Source organism: Algihabitans albus (assembly GCF_003572205.1).
GTDB classification, from domain to species: Bacteria; Pseudomonadota; Alphaproteobacteria; order Kiloniellales; family DSM-21159; genus Algihabitans; species Algihabitans albus.
This window is the reverse complement of the sequence record NZ_QXNY01000005.1, coordinates 276,000-297,187: the sequence shown is the minus strand read 5'-3', so window position 1 is coordinate 297,187 and position 21,188 is coordinate 276,000. Positions and strand designations below refer to the sequence as shown.

Below are 21,188 nucleotides of genomic sequence, written 5' to 3'. Positions count from 1 at the left end.
CCTGGCGGCAGCCCCATAGCCTACCCATACCGACAGCAGGTCCGGACGACAAAGGTAGCGCCATGAAGCCCTATAACGCCAAACCGCTTCCACCGCGCGATCCGGATATGTGCCCGGAGGGCAATCACTACTGGAGCTATCACAGCCTGGACGCTCTGCTGACCTGCAAACAACCGGTCACGGAGTCCCAGGACGAGGATCTCTTCATCGCGATCCACCAGATCTGCGAGCTCGCCTTTCACCAGATGATCCTCGACCTGGAGCGGGCGCTGGACGGCCTCGCCGCCGCCGACCGTGCCGAGGCCGTCTATTTTCTGAAGCGGGTCAACAAGCTGTGGCGAACGGTCAACGCCACCATGCCGGTTCTTGGCGGCCTGCGCGCCTTTGCGGAGTTCCGTACCTCGATCGGCCCGACGAGCGGTTTCCAATCCTTCCAGTTCCGCCGGTTGGAAATCATGAGTGGCGTTCCCCGTTACTGGCAGGGCGGAACCGCAAATGCGGAAGGCGCAGTCCACGTGGCCGAGAGCGAGTTCGACAAGCGTTACGGCGCCCAAGTGACCGATTGGCTGGAGCGCTACCGGCATCACGGATTGGCCCATTACTGCCGTCAGCTCATCGATGGCGCAGGGGCCGAAGATGTCACCGTTGCGCTGGCGCGACTACGCCAGGATGAAGCCACGGCGGCCTTGTTTGCGGAGTTCGCCGCCTACGATCGCCATCAACTGCAGTTTCATCGTGCGCATCTGCAATTGGCTACGCGACAGCTTCAGATGGTCGGCGTCGAGACCGGGACCGGCGGAACCTCCTTTCGCGACTACCTGCAGAAGTACGACAAGACCGTCGCGCCCCTCTTCCCCGGCCTCTCAGCCGGAACCGACGAGGCTGAGGCATGAGCCGAGAACCCGAAGATTTCGGCGCCTTCCTCGCCGGTCCGCGGCGGTTGATCGAAGGCCAGTCGGATGGCCCCTTGAAGGGCCTGACCTTCGTGGCCAAGGACCTCTACGACACGGCCGGCGATGTCACCGGTGCCGGCAATCCGGACTGGGCGGCCAGTCATCCGCCCGCCGAACGCAACGCGTCTCTCGTCGACGACCTGCTGACAGCCGGTGCGGCTCTGGTCGGCAAGACTCACACGGACGAGCTGTCTCGCGGGATCTTCGGATTGAACGCGCACTATGGAGCACCGATCAATCCTGCCGCCCCGGATCGGCTTCCCGGCGGCTCTTCCAGTGGCTCGGCGGCCGCCGTCGCCGGCGCTCTGGCCGACATCGGGCTGGGAACCGATACCGGCGGTTCGGTGCGCGTACCGGCGGCCTACTGCGGTCTCTACGGTCTGCGCTGCAGTCATGGCCGGCTGCCCTTCGAGGGCGTATTGCCCCAAGCACCCAGCTTCGACACGCTAGGCTGGATGACGCGCGATGCGACGACGCTCCGGAGAGTGACCGAGGCGGTCTTCGGTAGCGGCCAGGCCAGACCCTTCCGCCTGGTGCTGCCGGAGGATGCCTGGGCCGTCGCGAGCGAAGCGACCCGGACGGCGCTCCAGCCGCATCTCGACAAGCTCACAGGGGCCGCGACACACGTCGAAGACAGGACACTCGCCGACGAAGGCTTGCCGGTCTGGCGCGACCGTCAGATCGCGTTGCAGCAGCGGGAGGCCTGGGCCAACTTTCAGCGCTGGATCCAGGAAACGAACCCGCGTTTCGCCTACACCGTCGCGGCCAACTTCGCGGCCGGTGCCGCATTGGATCCGCAGGTGCACGAAGCCGCCGTCCATAGCTGGCCGGCGATGCGCGGCGCGGTGCTCGAACTCCTGTCCGAAGATACGCTGCTCTGCCTCCCGACGGTACCCGATCCGGCGCCAATACGCGGCGCCTCGACCAGCGAAGCCTATCGCGACTGGCCAAGGATCGCTCAACTGACCTGCGTCTCGGGCCTAGCGGGCACACCCCAGGTCACGATCCCAGCGGGCGCTGTTGCCGGCGGTCCCGTCGGCCTGTCTCTTATCGCTCCCCCAGGACGAGACAGCGACCTCGCGGCTGCGGTCGCAATGCTTTTCTCCTAAGACTATTCGACAAGACATGAGCGTTCTCTTCTTGAATAATTCATGTCATTTTTATGTACGTTTGATGAATTACATTCACAATCCGGGATTCGTACACAGTCAAGCTTGACGCACGTCAATGCTTTTACGCACCGACGGTGGCAGTTTATCCGCGAGAGCGAGACAGGATAAACCGGGGAGGAGAAGGGATCATGGCGCAGCGAGATCTGTTCAGGATCGGTCGCGGCCCCTCTCTGGACCGGCGTCGGTTTCTGCTGGCCGGCGGCGCGGCAGCGGCCTTCGCCGCCGGTGGCGTCGGACCGACGCTGGCGATACCCGGTGATAAGGAGGTTCTGACCTCCAGTCACTGGGGCGCCTTTCGCGCCCGGGTCGTCGACGGCCGGCTGGTGTCGGTCGCACCCTTCGAGCGCGATCCCTTCCCGACAGCGATGATTCAGAACTTCCCGGCAATCCTGTACGACAAGTCGCGGATCGCCAAGCCGATGGCCCGCAAATCCTGGCTGGAGAAACGAGAGAAGGCGGACGGCGCCGAGCGCGGCAAAGAGCCTTTCGTCGAGTTGGACTGGGACCGTGCCCTCGATATCGCCGCGGAGGAAATGCGGCGCGTGAAGGCCGACCACGGCAACGAGGCCTTCTATGCGGCGAGCTACGGCTGGGCCTCGGGCGGACGGTTCCACGCTTGCGACGAGATGACGAACCGGCTCTACGCGCTGCACGGTGGCTACGTCGACGATCTGACCAACTACTCCTTCGGCGCCGGCATGGTGCTGCTGCCCCACCTGCTCGGCAGCAATCAGGCGATCGGCGGTCCCTTCACGACCTGGGCGTCGCTGGTCCGGAATACGAAGCTGATCGTCATGTTCGGCGGCGCCACCTTCAAGAACGCACAGATCACCTGGGGCGGCAGCGGCGAGCACACCACGGAAAAATGGCTGCGCCAGTGCCACGCCGCGGGGATCGAGATGATCGCCATCAACCCGGTGCGCGAGGACGAGGTCGGGGCGCTGGGCATGGAATGGCGGCCGATCCGACCGAACAGCGATGTCGCGCTGATGCTAGCGCTCTGCCACACGCTGCTGACCGAGGATCTGGCCGACCTCTCCTTCGTGGAGCGTTACACAGCCGGCTTCGCGCAGGTACGCCCCTACATCCTCGGCGAGAGCGACGGCCAGCCGAAGGATGCCGACTGGGCCGCCGCGGTCACGGAGGTCCCGGCCGACTGGATCCGCAATCTCGCCCGCAAGATGGCGGCGCAGCGCACCATGATCATGACCGCCTGGTCCTTGCAGCGGGCGCGTTTCGGGGAGCAGCCCTGGTGGGGCACGGTCTTGCTGTCCGCGCTGCTCGGTCAGATCGGATTGCCGGGCGGCGGCTTCGGCTTCAGCTATACCTCGATCAACGGCTACGCCTTCCCGCCGAACAACGTCAGCGTTCCGGGTTTCTCGCGCGGCCGCAATCCGGTCAAACTCCGCATCCCGGTGGCACGCATCGCCGACATGCTGTTGCAGCCCGGCGAGGACTTCGAGTTCAACGGCCGGCAGATGACCTACCCGGACATCCGCATGATCCACTGGGCCGGCGGCAATCCCTTCCACCATCACCAGGATCTCAACCGTCTGACCCGCGCCTGGGCCAAGCCGGAAACGGTGATCGTGCAGGACCCCTGGTGGACGCCAACCGCAAGACGTGCCGATCTGGTCCTGCCGGCCACCACGACGATGGAACGCAACGACATCGGCGCCAGTCCGCGCGATCGCTACATCTTCGCAATGCCGCAACTCGTCTCGCCGGTCGGCCAGGCACGCAACGACTTCGACATCTATGCCGACCTGGCCGAGCGCTTGGGCTATCGCGCGGACTTTACCGAGGACCGCGACGAGATGGGCTGGTTGCGCCATCTCTACGACACGGCCCGCGAGCGGGCCGTCGCGGAGGGGCTGGTGCTCCCGGACTTCGCGACCTTCTGGGAAGACGGCTTGGTCGTGATGCCGCGCCCTGTGGATGACTATATCTATCTGGCCGACTTTCGCGCCGATCCCGAGGCCAACGCCCTGCGCACGCCGAGCGGGCGTATCGAGCTTTTCTCCGAGAAGATCGCCGCGATGGGCTACGACGACTGCCCCGGCCAGGCAACCTGGCTCGAGCCCGAGGAGTGGCTGGGCGCCGCCGGCGAAGAGAGTCCGCTTCACCTAATCTCCAGCCATCCGCAACACCGCCTCCACAGCCAGATGGACAACGGTCCCCTGGCGCGCGCCAGCAAGATCCAAGGGCGTGAGCCGCTCTGGCTGCACCCCGAAGACGCGGCGGCGCGCGGCCTGGAAACCGGAGACGTCGCCCGTCTGTTCAATGCCCGGGGGGCCTGCCAGGTCGGCGTGATCGTCAGCGACCGCGTCAGACCGGGCGTCGCGATGATCCATGAAGGCGCCTGGATCGATCCACTGGAGCCGGGCGTGCCGGGCTCCCTCGACAAGCACGGCAATCCGAATCTGGTGACACGGGACATCGGCAGTTCCCGCCTGAGCCAGGCCTGTGCGGCGCAGAGCGCACTGGTGCAGATCGAGAAGACCGAAGGCCCGCTTCCGGATATCACCGCCTACGATCCCCCCGAGGTTGCCTGACCATGAAAGACGACGAGCCCGAGCACCGCTTCGTGACGCGCCGTGAGGCGCTGCGCGCCCTGCTGATCGCCAGCGCATCCCTACCGATCCTGGCCGTACGTGGCCCGAGTGTCGCGCTGGCAGCGAACCTGAGGCGCTACCGCTGCCCGGAAACGGAGTGCGGCTACCTCTACGATCCGGAGCTCGGTGTACCGGAACACGACGTTCCGCCGGGTGTGGACTTCGCGGACCTGCCGGACGATTGGGAATGTCCCGAGTGCGGGACGCCGAAATACCTCTGGTAGTGACCGGCCAGGTCCCAAGGGAATCCAGCCGAAAGGTCGCAACGACGCTCTGACCGAGCGAAACCCGCAGGCCTCAAAGGACAATCGGGGCCGACCGCGCTTCCCAGGTGGATAATTACGCACAAGTGACGGCGGAACTTCATGGAGTCGTAACAGAACCGTCAAGACTGCCGCGTACCTCTCCTCTCAAGGTCGAGCCTTCGAACGCTCGGCCGCCCCTCGTGTTTCAAACAACGAGCGCCGCGGTGGCCGCCGCGCGCGCGCTGCCGGGAGAGGTCATTCCATGAAGAACACCGACCGATCGCATTATTCCTGTCGCGCGGAGGCTTACGAGGCCTCCGAGGACACCCCCTCCAACCGCTCCGAGGCACCGACCATCGGCGATGTCATCAATCGCCGCTTCGGCCGCCGCGATGTCCTGAGGGGCGCCCTGGGCGTCGCCGCCATCGGCGCGATCGCCGGCAGCGGACTGGCCGCTTTGGGCGGCAAGAAGGCACTGGCCGCTTCCGCCTCCTTCAACTTCAGCGAAATCTCGCACGGCGTCGACGAAACGCATCACGTAGCGCCCGGCTACAGTGCCGATGTGCTGATCCGCTGGGGCGACCCGGTTCTGGCCGATGCGCCCGAGTTCGACCCGATGAACCAGACCGCCGCCGCTCAGGCGAAGCAGTTCGGTTACAACAACGACTACGTCGGATACATCGGCTTGCCCTTCGGCTCGGACAACGCCGAGCGCGGTCTGCTTTGCGTGAACCACGAGTACACCAACGAAGAAGTTATGTTCCCCGGCGTCGGCAAGCAGGACGGCGATGCCGAGTTCGCCGCCATGACCAAGGATCTGGTCGAGGTCGAAATGGCCGCGCACGGCGGTTCCATTCTCGAAATCGAGAAGGTCGACGGCGCCTGGAGCGTGGTTTCGGGCAGCGAGTACGCCCGCCGCATCACCGCGCTCGAGACCGAGATGGAGCTCACCGGCCCCGCCGCGGGTCACGATCTGATGAAGACCTCCGCCGACTCCGGCGGCACGAAGGTCATCGGCACGATCAACAACTGCGCTGGCGGTATCACGCCCTGGGGCACCTACCTGATGGCCGAGGAGAACTTCCACGGCTACTTCTGGGGCGATGTCGAGGGGCATCCGCAGCAGGCCGCGTTGGAGCGTTACGGCGTGCCCGGCGCCTGGTATGCCTGGGGCCAGTTCCACGACCGCTTCGACATCGGCAAGGAGCCGAATGAGAGCCACCGCTTCGGCTGGATCGTCGAGGTCGATCCCCTGGACCCGACCTCGACCCCGAAGAAGCGCACCGCGCTCGGCCGCTTCAAGCACGAGGGCGGCGAGTCGATCGTCAACGGCGACGGCCGCGTCGTGGTCTACATGGGCGACGACCAGCGCTTCGACTATCTCTATAAGTTCGTCAGTGCGGGCACCTACAACCCCGACGACCGGGCCGCCAACATGGACCTGCTCGACGAGGGCACGCTCTACGTGGCCCGCTTCGATGCGGAAGGTACCGTCGCCTGGCTGCCGCTGACGCAGGGCGAAGGTCCGCTGACGGCCGCCAACGGCTTCCCCGACCAGGCCACCGTGGTGGTCAATGCCCGGCTGGCCGCCGATGCCCTGGGCGCCACGCCGATGGACCGGCCCGAGGATGTCGAGGCCAACCCGGCGACCGATAAGATCTACGTCATGTTGACCAACAACAGCCGGCGCACGGCCGAGCAGGTCGACGCGGCCAATCCCCGGGCCGAGAACCGCTTCGGCCAGATCGTTGAGATCACCGCCGCCAACGGAGACCATGCCTCAACCGAAGATACTTGGGAGATGCTGGTGGTCTGCGGCGATCCCACCGACGGCGAGGTCGGAGCCATTTGGAATCCGGCGACCAGCGAGAACGGCTGGTTCGCCTCGCCCGACAACTGCGCGGTCGACAATCAGGGGCGCCTCTGGATCTCCACCGACCAGGGCAGCGGTTGGTCGCTGAGCGGAACGGCGGACGGCGTCTGGGCAATGGAGACGGAAGGTGACCTGCGCGGCACAGGCAAGATGTTCTTCCGCGTGCCGATCGGCGCCGAAATGTGTGGGCCGAAGTTCACGCCCGACGACACCACGTTGTTCGTCGCGGTCCAGCATCCGGCGACCGACGGCACCAAGGCCTATCCGGGCTTCGAGCGGAACTCGACCTTCGAGGATCCCGCCACCCGCTGGCCCGACTTCCAGGAAGGCATGCCCCCGCGCCCCTCGGTGGTGACCATCACCAAGGACGACGGCGGCAAGATCGGAGTCTGATTCGGTCCGCCAGCTTCCGACCGCGGACGGGCGGCGAGGTTTCCTCGCCGCCCGTTTTGCGTTCGCCTTTATCCCATTTCCCGGCTTTCATTCATTAGCCCGCACTGCGATATGTCGGTGTAATCGAAGCCTACCTATGGGAGCGGTCCAGGCATGAATCTCGCGGAATCCCTTTTGCACGCCCTGAAGGGCCACGGCGCCCGTGAAATCTTCGGCATTCCGGGCGACTTCGCCCTGCCCTTCTTCAAGGTGGTGGAGCAGTCCGGCATCCTCCCGCTCTATACCTTCAGCCACGAGCCGGCGGTCGGCTTTGCCGCCGACTCCGCGGCCCGCTTCGGCAGCCGGTTGGGCGTCGCCGCGGTGACCTATGGGGCCGGCGCCTTCAATCTGGTGAACCCGATCGCCTGTGCTCTAGCCGAACGCTCGCCGCTGGTGGTGATTTCCGGCGCGCCCGGCCGGGCCGAACGGACCTCCGGCCTGCTATTGCACCATCAGGCCAAGACACTGGACAGCCAGTTCCGGGTGATGGCCGAATTGACCTGCGACCAGGCCGCGCTGGACGATCCCGTCACGGCACCGGCGCAGATCGCTCGCGTGCTGCGCTCGGCGGTCGAGCAGTCCATGCCGGTCTATCTGGAGGTCCCGCGCGATCTGGTCTTCGCCGAGACAGCGCCGACAAAAGCGCTGCCGGTCACGCCCACCGACGCCGAGGCGCTGGCCGAATGCGCGGACGAAATCCTGGAGCGGCTGGCCAAGGCCGAGCGGCCGGCCCTGATGGTGGGAGTCGAAACCCGCCGCTTCGGGATCGAGGACAAGGTCGCCCGTCTGGCCGAGAAACTGGGCCTACCGGTGGTGACCTCCTTCATGGGGCGCGGCCTGCTGGCCGGAAGTTCGGCGGAGCCGCTGGGAACCTATCTGGGCGCCGCGGGCCGGCCGGAGATCAGCGACCTGGTCGAAACCTCGGATGGCCTGCTGCTGCTGGGCGTCATTCTTTGCGACACCAACTTCGGCGTCTCCGAAAAGCAGATCAATCTCGGTACCGCGATACATGCTCTGGGCCGCGAGGTGCGGGTCAGCCGGCACGTCTACGGCGACGTCCCCCTGGAGGCACTGGTCGAGGCGCTGCTGGAGCGCGCCACGCCGGTGAACGCACAGCGGGGCCAGGCGATTGCCGCCGCGAGCTATCCGGCCGCGCTGGAGACCACCGACGAAGCCGTTCAGCCGACCGACATCGCGCGGGCCGTCAACGACCTGATGCGCCGGCACGGTCCCCTGCCGATCGTCAGCGACGTCGGCGATTGCCTCTTCACCGCCATGGAAATGGAGAACACGGAGCTGGCGGCCAACGGCTACTACGCCGGCATGGGCTTCGGCGTTCCCGGCGGGCTGGGTGGCCAAGCGGCAAGCGGCAAGCGCACGCTGATCCTGGTCGGCGACGGCGCCTTTCAGATGACCGGCTGGGAGCTGGGGAATTGCCGGCGCTATGGCTGGGACCCCATCGTCATCGTCTACAACAACGAGAGCTGGGAGATGCTGCGCGCCTTTCAGCCCGAGTCCGACTTCAACGACCTCTCCGACTGGCGCTTCGCCGAAGTCGCGGGGCCCCTCGGCGGCGACGGTGTGCGGGTCCGCAGCAAGGCAGAACTCAAGGACGCTCTGGACAAGGCCATGACGACGCGCGGCCGGTTCCAGCTGATCGAGGTGATGCTGGAGCGCGGCGCTATGTCCGAGACCCTTTCGCGCTTCGTCACGGGCGTGAAGAAGGGGCGCGGTCAGCAGTAAAGACTGCCGTCCGCCAAGCGCATTTCTTGAGTTAAGCCTATCCGGCCTTCAGCGACTGCTCCACGCCGTCCAGGAAGGTTTCGATCATCAAACCGTAGATACGCCCCGGCTCCTGGTCCGCGAAGGCCTCGACCAGACGAGTGGTGGTGGGAAAGTCCGCGGGCGGCAAGGCTCTCACCTCGGCCAGATTCTCGGCACTCGCCGGCTGCAGCATGCCGCCGACCTCGGCCGCTGCCAGCCCAAGAATGCTGGCATACCAGCCGAAGCAGATGTCGACCGTCTGACGGTCGTCGAAACCCGCATCGGCGAGCGCCTGATAGATCATTTCCGCGTGGCGATAGTCGGCCGGGCCGGTCACCCAGAAACGCAACAGCAGGGGAAAGGTGCGCGGATAGCGCAGCGCCAGACTCCGATACTGATGCGCCAAGGCCGAGAGACGCTCGCGCCAGGGCGCAGTAGTCTCGACGGGCTTGAGCTCGGCATTGAGCGCATCCGCCATCGCGCGCTCGAGACCCGCTTTCGATTTGAAATGATAAAGCACAGCCATGGGATCGCAGCCGACCTTGGCACTGACCTTGCGGATGCTAAAACCCTCTTCGCCCTCTCGTTCCAGCAAGGCAACGGCGGACGTCACGATCGCGTCCGGCGACAACCCGCGCGGACCGGGCCGCGTAGCCTTTTTCGGCAAAGTCGAAACCTCCCGTTTTCTGTTTCGTAGAGATTATATTTCTTCGATGTAGAATTCAACGATCCCGGACCCGATCAGGCCGGCGGCAGCGGTGAATCAGGGTCTCGAGCCGGCGTGCAACCGTTCGAACCAAACGGCTTTAGGCAGCCGTGAAAATCCACTTGCCATTTCTTCGTTGTAGAGATTATATTTCTTCATCGTAGAAATAATCTATGGGCCGTGTCGGCGATCCGATGGCCGCACCCCGACTGTCAAACCGCCCAATTGCCAAATCGCCCCGACCATCGACAGGAGTCCTGCATGTCCGCCGCCGCTCTTGCCCTGACACCGCGTCAAAGGGCCCTCAGCATCGCCGCAGTGGTCGCCTCGACCATCGGCGTCGGAATCTCCTACGGGATCGGCTACCCCATTACCGCGCTGACCTTCGAGCAGTGGGGCGCCCCGACCTGGCTGAACGGACTGGTCGGATCCGCGCCGGCGCTGGCGATCCTGCTCTGCCTGCCGTTCTTCCCGAGACTTGTCGGATACCTCGGTACGATCCGCGCCATGGCGCTGGGCTGCGTTCTGGTCGGAAGCGGCTTTCTGCTCATGCCGCTCTTTCCATCGCCCGAAGCCTGGCTGGTCCTGCGATTGATCATGGGGGCCGGCATCGCTCTACCCTGGCTGGTCGGAGAGACCTGGATCAACACTGTCGCCGACGACAAGATCCGCGGCCGCATGCTCGCCCTCTATGCGATCGCGCTCTTCAGCGGTTTCGCCGCCGGTCCCTTCATCCTCGACCAGGTCGGCATTGTCGGTTGGACACCCTTCGTCATAGGAGCGGCCGGAATCCTACTTGCCGTGGTGCCGATCGTCTCGGCCGCGGCCCTGGCGCCAAGCATGCCCGAACATCCGGATACCGGCGTCTTCGGCGCCTTTCTGCTGGCGCCCATCGCCATGGTTGCCGGCGTCATCGGCGGCCTGCTCGAGCTGGGGCACTTCGCTCTGCTGCCGATCTATGCGCTGCAGGACGGCGCGACCGCGGATCAGGCCCTACAGCTTCTCACGCTGTTCATGGTCGGCGGGATCGCACTGCAGTTCGTCGTCGGCTGGCTGGCCGATCAGGTCTCGGCACGGGTCGTTCTGATCGCGGCCGCTTTCCTCTTCGCCGCAATCGCCGCAACTCTGCCGATGACCGACGATCCGATTCTGCGCTCCGCCGCCGTTTTCGTCATGGGCGGTCTCGGTATCGGCTTCTACACGCTGGGTCTGACCTTCATCGGGCAAAGAGTTCGCGTCCAGGATCTCGCCGTCGCCAACGCCGCCTTTCTCATCACCTATCAGGTCGGCGCCATGATCGGCCCATCGATCGGCGGCGTGGCCATGGGAGTCTGGCAACCTCACGGCTTCGTGGTGGCCATGGTCGCATCCGCACTGCTTGGCGCCTTTGTCATGGCCCTTGTCGGGCGGGGCAGCCGACGCGCCTGAGGCAGACCGCGACTCAGTGGACTCGCGATGAGACCCACCAGGTCGCGAGCCTCCGGCTTAGTGAGCCGTCTCGCGCAGGATGTAGCGGTGACCGTCATAGCGACCGAAGAAGCGCCCGAGGTCCGGATGGTCGATCTGGGTCTTGTCCGGGTGCGGCTGCAAATGGCGCTCGGCGACATAGGTCATGTGCTGAGCCCCGTCGACCAACAGATGGTACCAGGGCTTATCCTTCGGTGGGCGCGAACGCGCCACTTGCGCGTACCACTCCTCGGTCAGTCCAAACACCGGGTCAACATCGACGACCACGCCGCGATAGCCGAACTTCACGTGGTTCACGATCTCGCCGATCATGAAAAGCGGCCGGCTTGGGCTCATCGCCCCTCACCGTCCTCACCGAAGCGCCGGGAGAAGTTGCGCAGCAGGCGCCCGGCACGATAGGCGGCCGGTTTGTCGGCCTGCTGGGCCCAGTCGGCGCGTGCCTCGCCGTAAACTCGACCGGCGCGGCGTGCCGCCTCGACGGCGCGGGGACGCACCTCGTCCTGAACGAACGCGCCGGCCTTGGCACGGGTCTGTTCGTCGGCGGCCAGGCGGCGCGCGGCCGACCAAAACAAGCTGCGCAGGATCATCACGGTCTCGCTCGCTTATGGCACTGCAGTTATCGCTATCTATAGATGTCGGCAGAGCCGTCAGGGGATCAAGAGGCCGAACCTACAGCGATACCCCTTTTCCCGCCACACCACTGCGGCTATCTTCTATCCATGAGCAAGCAAGCCCCCTCCCGACGTCAAGTGCTCGCCGGTCTTGCTGGCGGAGTGATCGCGCTGCCTGGCGCGGCCCGTGCTTTCTCCGTCGAACCGCTGGATGCGGGGTCGGCAGAGCTTTACCGCAACGCCTGTCTGGCCCGAAATCCCCTCTATCACGACGACCTCGTGAAAGAGGTCGTGGCACTGCTCGATGGCGAAGGCGTCGAGATGACTCCGGACGCCGTGCGTCAGGCGCTGAGCGCGGCCTCTTGCCCTTACTGCGGCTGCAATCTGGCCGAAGTGGCCGACGCCGCGCCAGGGTCATGACCGCAGCGCGGCCGCCCGAACCGTCATCCGGCGAAACGCCGCACAGCCCCAAGAGCTGCCATCACGAACTGGCCGAAATGCTGACGGCGGCCGAGCTGCTCTGCTCCAAACGCGGCCGCCAGCTGACCGCCTTACGCCGTCGCGTCCTGGAACTGATCGCCGAGCAGGATCATCCCGTCGGGGCTTACGAACTGATCGATCGCTTGACAGGCGAACGCGGCCGGACGGCGCCGCCGACCGTCTATCGGACCTTGGAATTCCTTCAGGCCGAGGGGCTGGTCCACCGCATCGAAAGCCTCAACGCCTTCGTTGCCTGCCCGCATCCCGACCGGCCTCACGCGACCCAGTTCTTCATCTGCAAGACCTGCGGCGCCACGGCCGAACTGCACGATCAGCAGGTCGCAGCGACGATTTCGGAACATGCCGCCCGCTCAGGTTTCACCGTGGATCGTCAGGTGGTTGAAGTCACCGGCCGCTGCACCGCGTGCCAAGGGGCCTCGGCAGGCTCCAGCGCGCACGCGAGGGCCTAGGCGGCCGACTCCAGCGGCTGTACGCCGTTGTGCAGGGCCCAGATGGCAGCCTGAGTGCGGTTCGACGCACCGATCTTCCTGAGAATCGACTTGAGGTGAACCTTCACCGTCGCCTCGGTTATCGACAGCTGGGCCGCGATGACTTTGTTGGAATTCCCGGCGACCAGGCAGCGAACGATCTCCATCTCGCGGTCGGACAGTTTGCGCAGATCGCCGCTGAGCAAGGGAGCGGCCGTCCGCCCGGTGACGGCCCGCGGCAGAATCAGATTGACGAGTTGACGCGGGAAAACCCGTTCGCCGAGCATCACGAGCTCAAGCGAGTTCAGCAAAGCGCGGCTGGAGATGGTCTTGAGCAGGAAGCCATCGACTCCCGCCATGAAGCAATGACGCAGCGCCTCCACGTCAAAAGCTTCGGCCAGTGCGACCAGCCGGACCTTGGGATAGACACGGTGCAATTCGGTTAGCTTTTCCCCGAAGTTCTCGTCGCCATCCGGCAAAGACACGATCGCCAAGGCGTAGTCGCACTCATCCGAGTTCAGCTGCAGCAAGTCGTCGATCGTGTCGACGTGACGCGCGACACGAAATTGAGTTCCGCTGAGAATGCGCAGCACGCCCTCGCGAAACAGATTGGTTCCATCGACCAATGCGATATCGATTTTCTGGTCGGACTCGCTCTTCAAGGCGGTAACGCTCGGCTCGGGCATAAGATGCTTCTCCTAGTACAGGGAGCTCGCAACGTCCCCCGACGCGCACCTGCCGATCCTGCCAGAAGACACCAATAGTAGAAGGCTACACCAGCCCCTTAGGAGATGGAATAGTCCGTAGGAGGCAGAGACAAGACTAGCCGTAATATTTCTGTGACCGACTCAAGAGTTCTGAAGCCTCAACTCTGTGCCCCCCGAACTCTCCACGTGAATCACTGCTCTGTAGTATCTTTCAATCAGAAGAAATCGCAAAAATAGCACGCCAAAGCACAAAAAACGGCCAGCTCTTCCACTCAAACTCGCGCATCGATGCAACTATCGCTTGGCGGCTTCGATTGCGCTGGCGATCATCTTGCGCGCCTCATCGGCGTCGCCCCAGTGGTTGATCTTGACCCATTTGTCGGGCTCCAGATCCTTGTAGTGCTGGAAGAAGTGAGCGATCTGCTCAAGCAGAATATCCGGTAGCTGACGGTAGCTTTCGACATCGGTGTGGTAGGGATGCAGCTTGTCGACGGGCACCGCCAGCACCTTCTCGTCCTGTCCCGCCTCATCCTCCATCACCAGCACGCCAACGGGGCGGCAGCGGATCACGGCACCAGGGACGACGGGAGCCGGGCCCGCCACCAGCACGTCGACCGGATCGCCATCGTCGGCCAAGGTGTGCGGAATGAAACCGTAATTGCAGGGATAGAACATCGCCGTGTGCAGGAATCGGTCGACGAAGATTGCACCGGACTCCTTGTCGAACTCGTATTTGACCGGGTCGCCGCCAAGCGGCACTTCGATGATGACGTTGATTTCCTGAGGCGGATTGTGCCCCACCGAGATCTTCATGATGTCCATGGATCGGGTCTCGCATCAAAAGAGGGGAGCCGCCCTCGACGGCGCGCGGCGGCCAAGTATCTGGTCGGAGTTTCTAGAGCGTGACGGTCCGGAGCGGAAGGGCTTCAGCGCAGGTGGCGAGGGCGACAGTCCGTCATGGGAGGGCCGAGGGGCGCGATCGGAAGGCCGACAAAGCGCGATCTTCCTCGCGTATCCGGACGAAAAGAACCGCCGCGTTCAACAAAGAGAACAGCAGCGCGAGCCACGGAAGGCCGAGTGCCAAGGGGACGACCGCAATCTCCAGGACGACCAGAAGATAGTTGGGATGCCGAAGGACGCGGTAAGGTCCACGCAGGACCAGAGGTTCTGCGAGCACAAGTATACGGGTCGTCCAGCGTTGTCCGAGACTGACCAGGATCCAGAGGCGCAGACCCTGCAGAACGATATAGGCCACCAGCCAGGGAATCGAGACCTGCTCATCCCAGCCTAGCGCCCAGAGCGTAACCAGCCATGCGGCATGCACCGCAACGATAAAGGGATAGTGCCCGGGCGCGACTTCAACCGCGCCGCGCTGCCGAAGCCGCCGGGTGTTTCGAGCCGAATAAACGAGCTCCAGACCGCGCTGCAGCGTGATCAGCGCAAGCAACAAAGCCCCCTCAGACATCGGCATGAAGGGGCAGCATGGCCGCCGTGAAACCAGGCCCCAAGGCCGTCAGAAGCATGGGGCCCTGCGGTGGGGCTTCGAGCACGTCTTTCAGCACGAAAAGAACCGTCGGAGACGACATGTTTCCGTAGCGGCGCAGTACGGATCGCTCGTGATCCAGTGTATCCGCCGAGAGCTCAAGCGCAGCTTCGAGCGCCTGCACGACCTTTGCGCCACCCGGGTGGCAGATGAAGCGCGCGATCCTGGAGCGGGCCAGCCCCAACTGTGCCAAACCAGTGTCGAGCGCCGCTGCGAAATGGCTGCACAGAAACGCCGGGATCGAACGGTCGAAGACCACGCCGAAACCGTCGTCGTGAATGTCCCAACCCATAACGTCGAGCGTGGCCGGCCAAGTGAACTCGGCGCCAGAGCCGAGAACAGCGCCGCCGGCGGCCGTCGAAAGGCAAACGGCGGCGGCCCCGTCGCCGAACAGCATTGTGGCGATCATATCGGCCTTCCGGGGACGGTTGCGCCGGAAGGCCAGAGTGCAGGCCTCGACGGCCACCAGCAGCACGTTGGAGCCGGGGCGCGACGCGGCCAGGCGCTGGGCGATCGACAAACCGCTGACGCCACCGGCACATCCGAGCCCGAAGACAGGAACCCGCTGAACGTCGCGGCGCAGGCCCAGGGCCTCGAACGCCAGAGCATCCAGTGTCGGCGTCACGATACCGGTGGTCGAAATCGTGACAACGGTGTCGACGTCCGCCGGCTTAAGGTCGGCGGCCAACAACGCTGCGCGAGCTGCCTCGATAAAAAGCGCCAGCGCACCCTCCCGATACAGCTCCATACGACTGTGCCAGCCGCCGGGATCGGCGAACCATTCGAGCGGCGCGACGGAGTAGCGCGCGTCGATTCCGGCCGCCTTGAAGCTGAGAGCAAGCCGGTCGAATTCCGACACGCTGTCGCGCAGGACCGCCCCGGCCGCGTGCTCCACATCCTCTTGCGTGAGCCGGTGCGGCGGCAGGGCGGTGCCGATCCCCCGGATCCGCACTGGCGTCTCGCCGACGGCGGTTTCAGTCGACCGGAGGGGAAAGGGTACGTTCATGGTATCAGCTGTTCTCCACGGACCGCCAAGTTCTTGCGCCTGCGGCGCGGCGTGACGAAGGGATGGGCCGCCGCACTTACCTTACTTAGGCTTGGCGCCGGCAAGACATCTTTGGCTTCACGGGGATGTGTTGGCGGCCGGGCCAATCGTTAGGAGTCCGGCCGGTCACGCCGTCGCGCGAGATAGACGCCGAGAAGCGCCGGCAGAAGACCGAGGTCCGCCACGAGCGCCAAACCGATCGTCGCAATCGCAAAGGCGGCGAAAGCGGCCGTGGCTGGCGACCAGCTGAAGAGCGCCGGCGACAATCCGACCGTCAGAACGACTGTGGTGACGATCAGCACAGGTCCGACCGATCGGGCCGCAGCGATGACCGCCTCGCCGCTCGAGCGGGACCGCCGGGCCTCCAGAGCGGCGGAGGTCATGTGAACCGTATCGTCGACCGCGATGCCCAGAGCCACGGTCATGGCGAGCGCGGTCGCCAGGGTCAGCTCGATGTCCAACGCGGCAAGCAGAGCACCGACAGCCAGGACAGGGAGCAGGTTCGGCAGGAGGCAGAGGGGAAACACCGCAGCGCTGCGAAAGGCCAGCGCCATCAGGACGGACGCACCGACGGCTGCAAGGATGAGGCTCAGCTGCAAGCGCTCGATCACGAGCGGCGCGGAGCGCGCCGAAAGAACCGCGAGACCGCTCGCCTGCCCCGTGAGGTCCCGCTCCAGCACGGCACCGGCGGTCGCCTCAAGCTCGGCCGCCACCGCGCCGATATCGTCCCTCTCCCTTGCCCAGAGCGTAATCATCGCGTGTCCGCCGTCGCTCGAAACAACGGCATTTCCCAGAAGAGGCGGCGCGACCTCAAACAGACGGCGTAGTGTCGCGGAACCGGCGCTCAAACCTTCCGCTTCCAGCCAACGGATCACGCTTGTCATCGACAGAAGCGGCCGCTCGGGAAAAGCAGCCTCGACCGCCTCGTGGACACGCCTGACCTGAACCAAGGCCTGCAGTGGCGCCTGCGCCTCCGCGAAGAAAACCGGCAACGGCAGTTGAATCGGATGAATACCGCCCAGGTGATCCTCGACGGTCTGAGCGAGGCGATAGGTTTGCGACGTGGGTGGGATCTGCTCCAGCGCCGAGTAGCCGGGCGTCACGCGGCTGCTCCCGTATCCGACGATCAGAAGCAGTGCCAGACCGACGATCAGAAGGCTGCGCCTGCGGAGCAGCTGGCGCTTCGCCAGGAATGCAGAGGCCGTCTGGAACCGGCGCGCAAGACGGCTGTCGCCGAGTTCCGTCGGCAGCGGCCGCCACCCCAAGCGCAGTGCGACGAAAACCGCGGCCGGATGCACCAGCATGGAGGCGACGAAGACACCGAAGACGGACACCGCCCCGATCCGGCCGAACTCGCGGATCGCGTCCGATCCCGATACTTCGAACGAGAGAAAGGCCAGCATGGTGGTGAAGACCGACAGAGCGCAAGCCGGGCCGATCTTCAGAACGGTCGAACGCAGGGCGGTAAAGGCGTAGTCCGTATCGTAGAGGCGTCGTCGGGCGTCGTAGACCAGATGCATGGAAGTGGCGAAGCCGAGGGCCAGAATCAGCAGAGGCAGATTGTTAAGCAAGACGGTCATCTTGAGACCGGCGAGCCCGATGATCCCGTAGGCGGCCGTGACCGTGAAGACCGGAACGCTGGCGATCACGAGGGCATCGGCGAAGCGGCCGAGCAGCAGGACCCCACAGAGAAAGCCGATCGCGAGACCCAGACCGAGCAACAGGGGTTGTTCGCGCACCAGAGCGTCGATCACCCGGCTACGGGCGACAGGCAGGCCGCTCAGTTGCGCGGTGAGCGACGAGGGTGCGCTCGCGGCCAGCTCCGTCACCTCTCTCCGCAGTCGACGCAGGTTTTCGATCTCCCCCAGATCGTCAACCGGATCGAGTGCGATAGCGGCCAAAGAGAGATCCCGAGAGAGCAGCAACCCCTGGCTCAAGGGATGCACCGCCAACTCTGCCGGCACAGGTGGGCCCGGCGCCGCCTCGGCAAGCTCGGTCTCGAAACCCGGTCCAGCCGCAAGTTCCAGCGTATCGCCCAGTTCGGCCAAGGAGAGAATGGTCGCTACGTCTGCGATCGAGGGGAGCGCCGCAACACGATCTGCAAAGGCGCTGAAGTCTTGCAGGACTTCGGGTGCGGCGAAGTCGCCTTCCACGACCAGGAACAGACCATCGGCGGCGTCCGCCGACTCCGTTCTAAGCCGCTCGTAGGCGGCGGAAGCCCTGTTGTCGCCGGAAAAAACGCGCCATGTGTCGTCCGTGAAGCGGAGCTGCAAGACTCCGCCGAACGATAGCGCGAAAAGACCCAGAGACAGGGCGACGGCGAACCAGGGATGGCGTACGGCGACGAGACCGAGACGTTCGGCACCGAAACCGATCGACTGCATCTTCAGCTTGGGGACTCCCTAGCGGTTTGTGCTGCGCGAGACGGTATCGACTGTCCCCGGCAGCATGGCCCATAGGACCCTAGGCAGACCGGGCGAAACCGAATCCCTAGGGCACCGGCCGCAGACGTTCCAATTGCTCGGCGAAGGCTTCGCAGGGATCCACGTCGTCGTGACGCGGAGTAAACCAAATCAGATCGTGACCGCCATGATCGCCATAGTCGGCCGGAGCCGTCACGCCCATCTCCACTTCGCGAAAGGCAATGGCAAGGTTGTCGAGTGCGGGTGAGCGAGCAACGAGAAACCAAGGCACGCCCCGGTCGCTGCGCGTATGGCCGGCCCCGGCGATCAGCACCGCCGTGTCGGTTCGCTCGAGCGCCTGCAGCAGGCTGTCGGCCATTGCGGCATCGCGCGCCCGCTGAACCTCGGCAAGGCCGGCAAAGGCCTCGGGCGGCGCGACGTCGCAATGAGCCCGAGACAACTCCTCCTGCAGCGACCGGGTCATCTCCTCCGGCCAGGGCCGTTCGAGAGCCCAGGCGGCACGGAGATCCATCGGTAACGCTTCGGCCCCGGTCTCGGAGATCTGCCGCCGCTTAGCCACCGGCAGATCCGCGGCGACGATTTCGAGTTCGTTTGCCAGAGCCACCTCCGCGATCGGCCGGTAGAGCGACCAGTCCGGCCAGCCGCTGTCGGCCCAATCCAGCGCATCGCCGAGACCCACAGCCGTGCCGCCCTCAGCCAAGTAGGCGTCCAGATCCCCGGCGCGATCGCGCGGAATCATCTCGAAAGCCACCGCGGGCCGATGACCCGCCGCGATCATGGCGGAGACGACCCAGGCCTGAAGCCGGTGATGGTCGGCATTGTCATGACGCTCGCCCAGCAGCACGACGTCGACCGCCGCCAGACGCCGCGGGATCTGTTCGACGGAAACGAAGCGCTCCGCCGTCGGATCCCAGATCTTGCCGGTCAGGGGATGGTCGCGCAGCAGCGGACTTTGCCAGTCAGGCAAAGGTGCCGCAACCGCCGGGACAAGGGGAGCGGCGTGCAGAAAAGCGGCGAGGAGCAAGCTGGCTCGCACGACGGCTGGAAACAGAGTGGAAATCGGCATATCTCGGCGGGGCGCCTTCGCGTTTGCCTCTTAACTGTACCGCAACTCCCCATCCGCAAGGCTGCCGAACGTGGCGAGTCGGGAGAGCGACGCTCTCGACGAGGCCACCGTCTCCGCCCACATTGATAGGGCAATCGCGACGAACTTTCACGTCGCGTCGCGTTCAGAGCTAGGAGGGACGACCCTGACTCCGGAGTTCGGTTTCACATGGGGCGGCGGGCCGCGCGGTGTCGGCGGTCCGGCTTTGCAGCTGCCTGGAAGTATAAAAGTCTTGCTCGGTGCCATGCTGCTGGGCCATCTGGCTCAAGTCTTCCTGCCCTTCGAACAGCGGCATTGGCTGGAGATTACCTTCGCGCTCTGGATGTTCTCCGGAGGTGAATTCCTGCCAGAGCGGGCTTACTCCTTGCTGAGCTACGCTTTTCTGCATGGCGATTGGATGCACCTGCTTTTCAATGCGCTCTGGATCGCCATTCTGGGCAGCAAGCTGCATGAAGCCCTTGGAACTAGACGTTTTCTCCTCCTCTTCGTCGTCTCCACCGCAGTCGCCGGTCTGGTTCAAGTCGCCAGCGGCTGGGGCGAAACGACACTGACGATCGGCGCGTCGGGCTTCGTCTACGCCTTGGTTGCCTGCATGGCTTATCTCTTCGTCCTGCACCCGACGGACAGTCCCGCGGAGCGTCGGCGGAAACTGGTGGTCTTCACGATTGCCATTGCCGCGATCAACGTCGCCTTCGCCTATGCAGCAGGGGGATTCGTGACGGCGGGCGATATCGCCTGGCAGGCCCATGCCGGCGGTTTTCTGGCGGGTCTTGCGCTCTATCCGCCGCTCGCCCGTTCGGCGCTCAGAGCCAGGCGCGGCGGAGCAAACTGAGACCGATCACCACCAAGAGACCCAGCACCAGCAGCCGGAACAGGTCCTGCGGCACGCGTTGGCGCAAGCGTTCGCCGAGCTTGACGCCGCACAGCACCGGCAACACCGCGGCCAGAGACGCCGCTGCCTCCGCCCAACCGTAAACATCGTAGGCGATCAGAAGACTATAGAGCGGCAGCGCTCCGACGAAGAAGGCGAGCCCCACGGCCGCGACGAAGGCTTCGCGCGGAAGCTTCAGCGCCACAAGGTAGAGCACGATCGGCGGACCGAAAAAGTTGGACAGGCCGCCGAGAACTCCGGCGCCGAAACCAATCGGCGGTGCCAGCCAGCGTTCGCTATGAGACGGCAGGCGAAAACTGGGATTGACCAGATTGACCAGACCGAAAGTGATCACCGCCAAGCCCAAAACGGTGTAGAGCGTCCGCTCGTCCAGGGTCACCAACAGGCTCGCCCCCAGGACGACGCCTGCCATCAGAGTGATCAAAAGCGGCCAGAAACGGCGAGCGACCCGGGGCAGTTCCCGATTGGTGAAGGCCTGATAGCCATTGGTCACCAGGATCGGCAGAGACATGATCGCGATGGCCTGCGGAACGCCGACAAAGAAGGAAAGCGCCGGAATCGTGATCAGCGGCAGACCGATCCCGATCAATCCCTTCACCGTTCCGGCCAAGACCAGAACCGTCAGCGCAAGTCCCAAGAAAGCCGCATCCAGCGGCAAGCCGGCCAC

20 protein-coding genes are annotated in these 21,188 nt (G+C 64.8%); 10 read left to right on the top strand and 10 right to left on the bottom strand.

Annotated elements, in window-relative coordinates; translation table 11 throughout:
• Positions 1-62: 62 nt before the first annotated feature.
• The 6 genes from DBZ32_RS15445 (at position 63) to ipdC (ending at position 9,033) form a co-directional block, all read left to right on the top strand.
• Entirely contained in the window at positions 63-893 is an 831-nt protein-coding gene (locus DBZ32_RS15445) for a tryptophan 2,3-dioxygenase family protein (protein WP_119168083.1), read from the top strand.
• A complete protein-coding gene (locus DBZ32_RS15440; protein ID WP_119168082.1) occupies positions 890-2,062 on the top strand; it encodes an amidase in 1,173 nt (390 codons plus the stop codon). The genes DBZ32_RS15445 and DBZ32_RS15440 overlap by 4 nt, the downstream gene beginning before the upstream one ends.
• Positions 2,063-2,253: 191 nt before the next feature.
• Positions 2,254-4,680 carry a molybdopterin-dependent oxidoreductase gene (locus tag DBZ32_RS15435; RefSeq protein ID WP_119168081.1) on the top strand — a complete coding sequence of 809 codons (2,427 nt, stop codon included), beginning with the start codon at positions 2,254-2,256 and terminating at the stop codon, positions 4,678-4,680.
• A 2-nt stretch (positions 4,681-4,682) separates the two neighbouring features.
• Positions 4,683-4,964, top strand: a complete 282-nt coding sequence (locus DBZ32_RS22855; RefSeq protein WP_208539250.1) for a rubredoxin — start codon at positions 4,683-4,685, stop codon at positions 4,962-4,964.
• A gap of 283 nt (positions 4,965-5,247) precedes the next feature.
• Positions 5,248-7,251 (top strand): PhoX family protein, encoded by a 2,004-nt coding sequence (locus tag DBZ32_RS15425; RefSeq protein ID WP_119168080.1) that lies wholly within the window; start codon positions 5,248-5,250, stop codon positions 7,249-7,251.
• Positions 7,252-7,404: 153 nt separating this feature from the next.
• Positions 7,405-9,033 carry an indolepyruvate/phenylpyruvate decarboxylase gene (ipdC, locus tag DBZ32_RS15420; RefSeq protein WP_119168079.1) on the top strand — a complete coding sequence of 543 codons (1,629 nt, stop codon included), beginning with the start codon at positions 7,405-7,407 and terminating at the stop codon, positions 9,031-9,033.
• Between the two features lie 37 nt (positions 9,034-9,070).
• Here the strand turns inward: ipdC and DBZ32_RS15415 are convergent, their stop codons facing one another.
• On the bottom strand, positions 9,071-9,667 hold the full coding sequence (locus DBZ32_RS15415) for a TetR/AcrR family transcriptional regulator (protein ID WP_208539249.1): 597 nt from the start codon (positions 9,665-9,667) through the stop codon (positions 9,071-9,073).
• Between the two features lie 354 nt (positions 9,668-10,021).
• On the opposite strand from DBZ32_RS15415, the gene DBZ32_RS15410 reads away from it, so the two are divergent.
• Positions 10,022-11,188: an MFS transporter gene (locus DBZ32_RS15410; RefSeq protein WP_119168077.1), complete on the top strand. Its 1,167-nt coding sequence runs from the start codon at positions 10,022-10,024 to the stop codon at positions 11,186-11,188.
• 57 nt (positions 11,189-11,245) lie between these two features.
• Here DBZ32_RS15410 and hspQ read toward each other — a convergent pair whose 3' ends face one another.
• Both hspQ and DBZ32_RS15400 read right to left on the bottom strand, forming a co-directional pair.
• Positions 11,246-11,563 (bottom strand): heat shock protein HspQ, encoded by a 318-nt coding sequence (hspQ, locus tag DBZ32_RS15405; RefSeq protein WP_119168076.1) that lies wholly within the window; start codon positions 11,561-11,563, stop codon positions 11,246-11,248.
• A complete protein-coding gene (locus tag DBZ32_RS15400) occupies positions 11,560-11,814 on the bottom strand; it encodes a hypothetical protein (RefSeq protein WP_119168075.1) in 255 nt (84 codons plus the stop codon). Before DBZ32_RS15400 ends, hspQ begins: the two co-directional genes overlap by 4 nt.
• Before the next feature lie 132 nt (positions 11,815-11,946).
• On the opposite strand from DBZ32_RS15400, the gene DBZ32_RS15395 reads away from it, so the two are divergent.
• Entirely contained in the window at positions 11,947-12,258 is a 312-nt protein-coding gene (locus DBZ32_RS15395; protein ID WP_162906781.1) for a hypothetical protein, read from the top strand.
• Positions 12,255-12,788: a Fur family transcriptional regulator gene (locus DBZ32_RS15390; RefSeq protein WP_235830222.1), complete on the top strand. Its 534-nt coding sequence runs from the start codon at positions 12,255-12,257 to the stop codon at positions 12,786-12,788. Before DBZ32_RS15395 ends, DBZ32_RS15390 begins: the two co-directional genes overlap by 4 nt.
• Here the strand turns inward: DBZ32_RS15390 and DBZ32_RS15385 are convergent.
• From DBZ32_RS15385 to DBZ32_RS15360, 6 genes are all read right to left on the bottom strand, one after another.
• Positions 12,785-13,492, bottom strand: a complete 708-nt coding sequence (locus DBZ32_RS15385; RefSeq protein ID WP_119168073.1) for a LuxR C-terminal-related transcriptional regulator — start codon at positions 13,490-13,492, stop codon at positions 12,785-12,787. The two genes, DBZ32_RS15390 and DBZ32_RS15385, sit on opposite strands and share 4 nt — an antisense overlap.
• 315 nt (positions 13,493-13,807) lie before the next feature.
• Positions 13,808-14,335, bottom strand: a complete 528-nt coding sequence (gene ppa / locus DBZ32_RS15380; protein WP_119168072.1) for an inorganic diphosphatase — start codon at positions 14,333-14,335, stop codon at positions 13,808-13,810.
• A gap of 133 nt (positions 14,336-14,468) precedes the next feature.
• Positions 14,469-14,984: an isoprenylcysteine carboxyl methyltransferase family protein gene (locus DBZ32_RS15375; RefSeq protein WP_235830221.1), complete on the bottom strand. Its 516-nt coding sequence runs from the start codon at positions 14,982-14,984 to the stop codon at positions 14,469-14,471.
• Entirely contained in the window at positions 14,971-16,062 is a 1,092-nt protein-coding gene (locus DBZ32_RS15370; RefSeq protein WP_119168071.1) for a type III polyketide synthase, read from the bottom strand. Before DBZ32_RS15370 ends, DBZ32_RS15375 begins: the two co-directional genes overlap by 14 nt.
• A 149-nt stretch (positions 16,063-16,211) precedes the next feature.
• Positions 16,212-18,485, bottom strand: a complete 2,274-nt coding sequence (locus DBZ32_RS15365; RefSeq protein WP_119168070.1) for an efflux RND transporter permease subunit — start codon at positions 18,483-18,485, stop codon at positions 16,212-16,214.
• Between the two features lie 106 nt (positions 18,486-18,591).
• A complete protein-coding gene (locus DBZ32_RS15360; RefSeq protein WP_119168069.1) occupies positions 18,592-19,590 on the bottom strand; it encodes a ChaN family lipoprotein in 999 nt (332 codons plus the stop codon).
• 271 nt (positions 19,591-19,861) lie between these two features.
• Here DBZ32_RS15360 and DBZ32_RS15355 point away from each other — a divergent pair, with 271 nt between their 5' ends.
• Positions 19,862-20,461 carry a rhomboid family intramembrane serine protease gene (locus tag DBZ32_RS15355; RefSeq protein WP_162906780.1) on the top strand — a complete coding sequence of 200 codons (600 nt, stop codon included), beginning with the start codon at positions 19,862-19,864 and terminating at the stop codon, positions 20,459-20,461.
• On the opposite strand, the gene DBZ32_RS15350 is transcribed toward DBZ32_RS15355, so the two are convergent.
• The gene (locus DBZ32_RS15350; protein ID WP_119168067.1) at positions 20,433-21,188 is read right to left on the bottom strand and encodes a sulfite exporter TauE/SafE family protein; all 756 of its coding nucleotides are present in this window, start codon (positions 21,186-21,188) and stop codon (positions 20,433-20,435) included. The two genes, DBZ32_RS15355 and DBZ32_RS15350, sit on opposite strands and share 29 nt — an antisense overlap.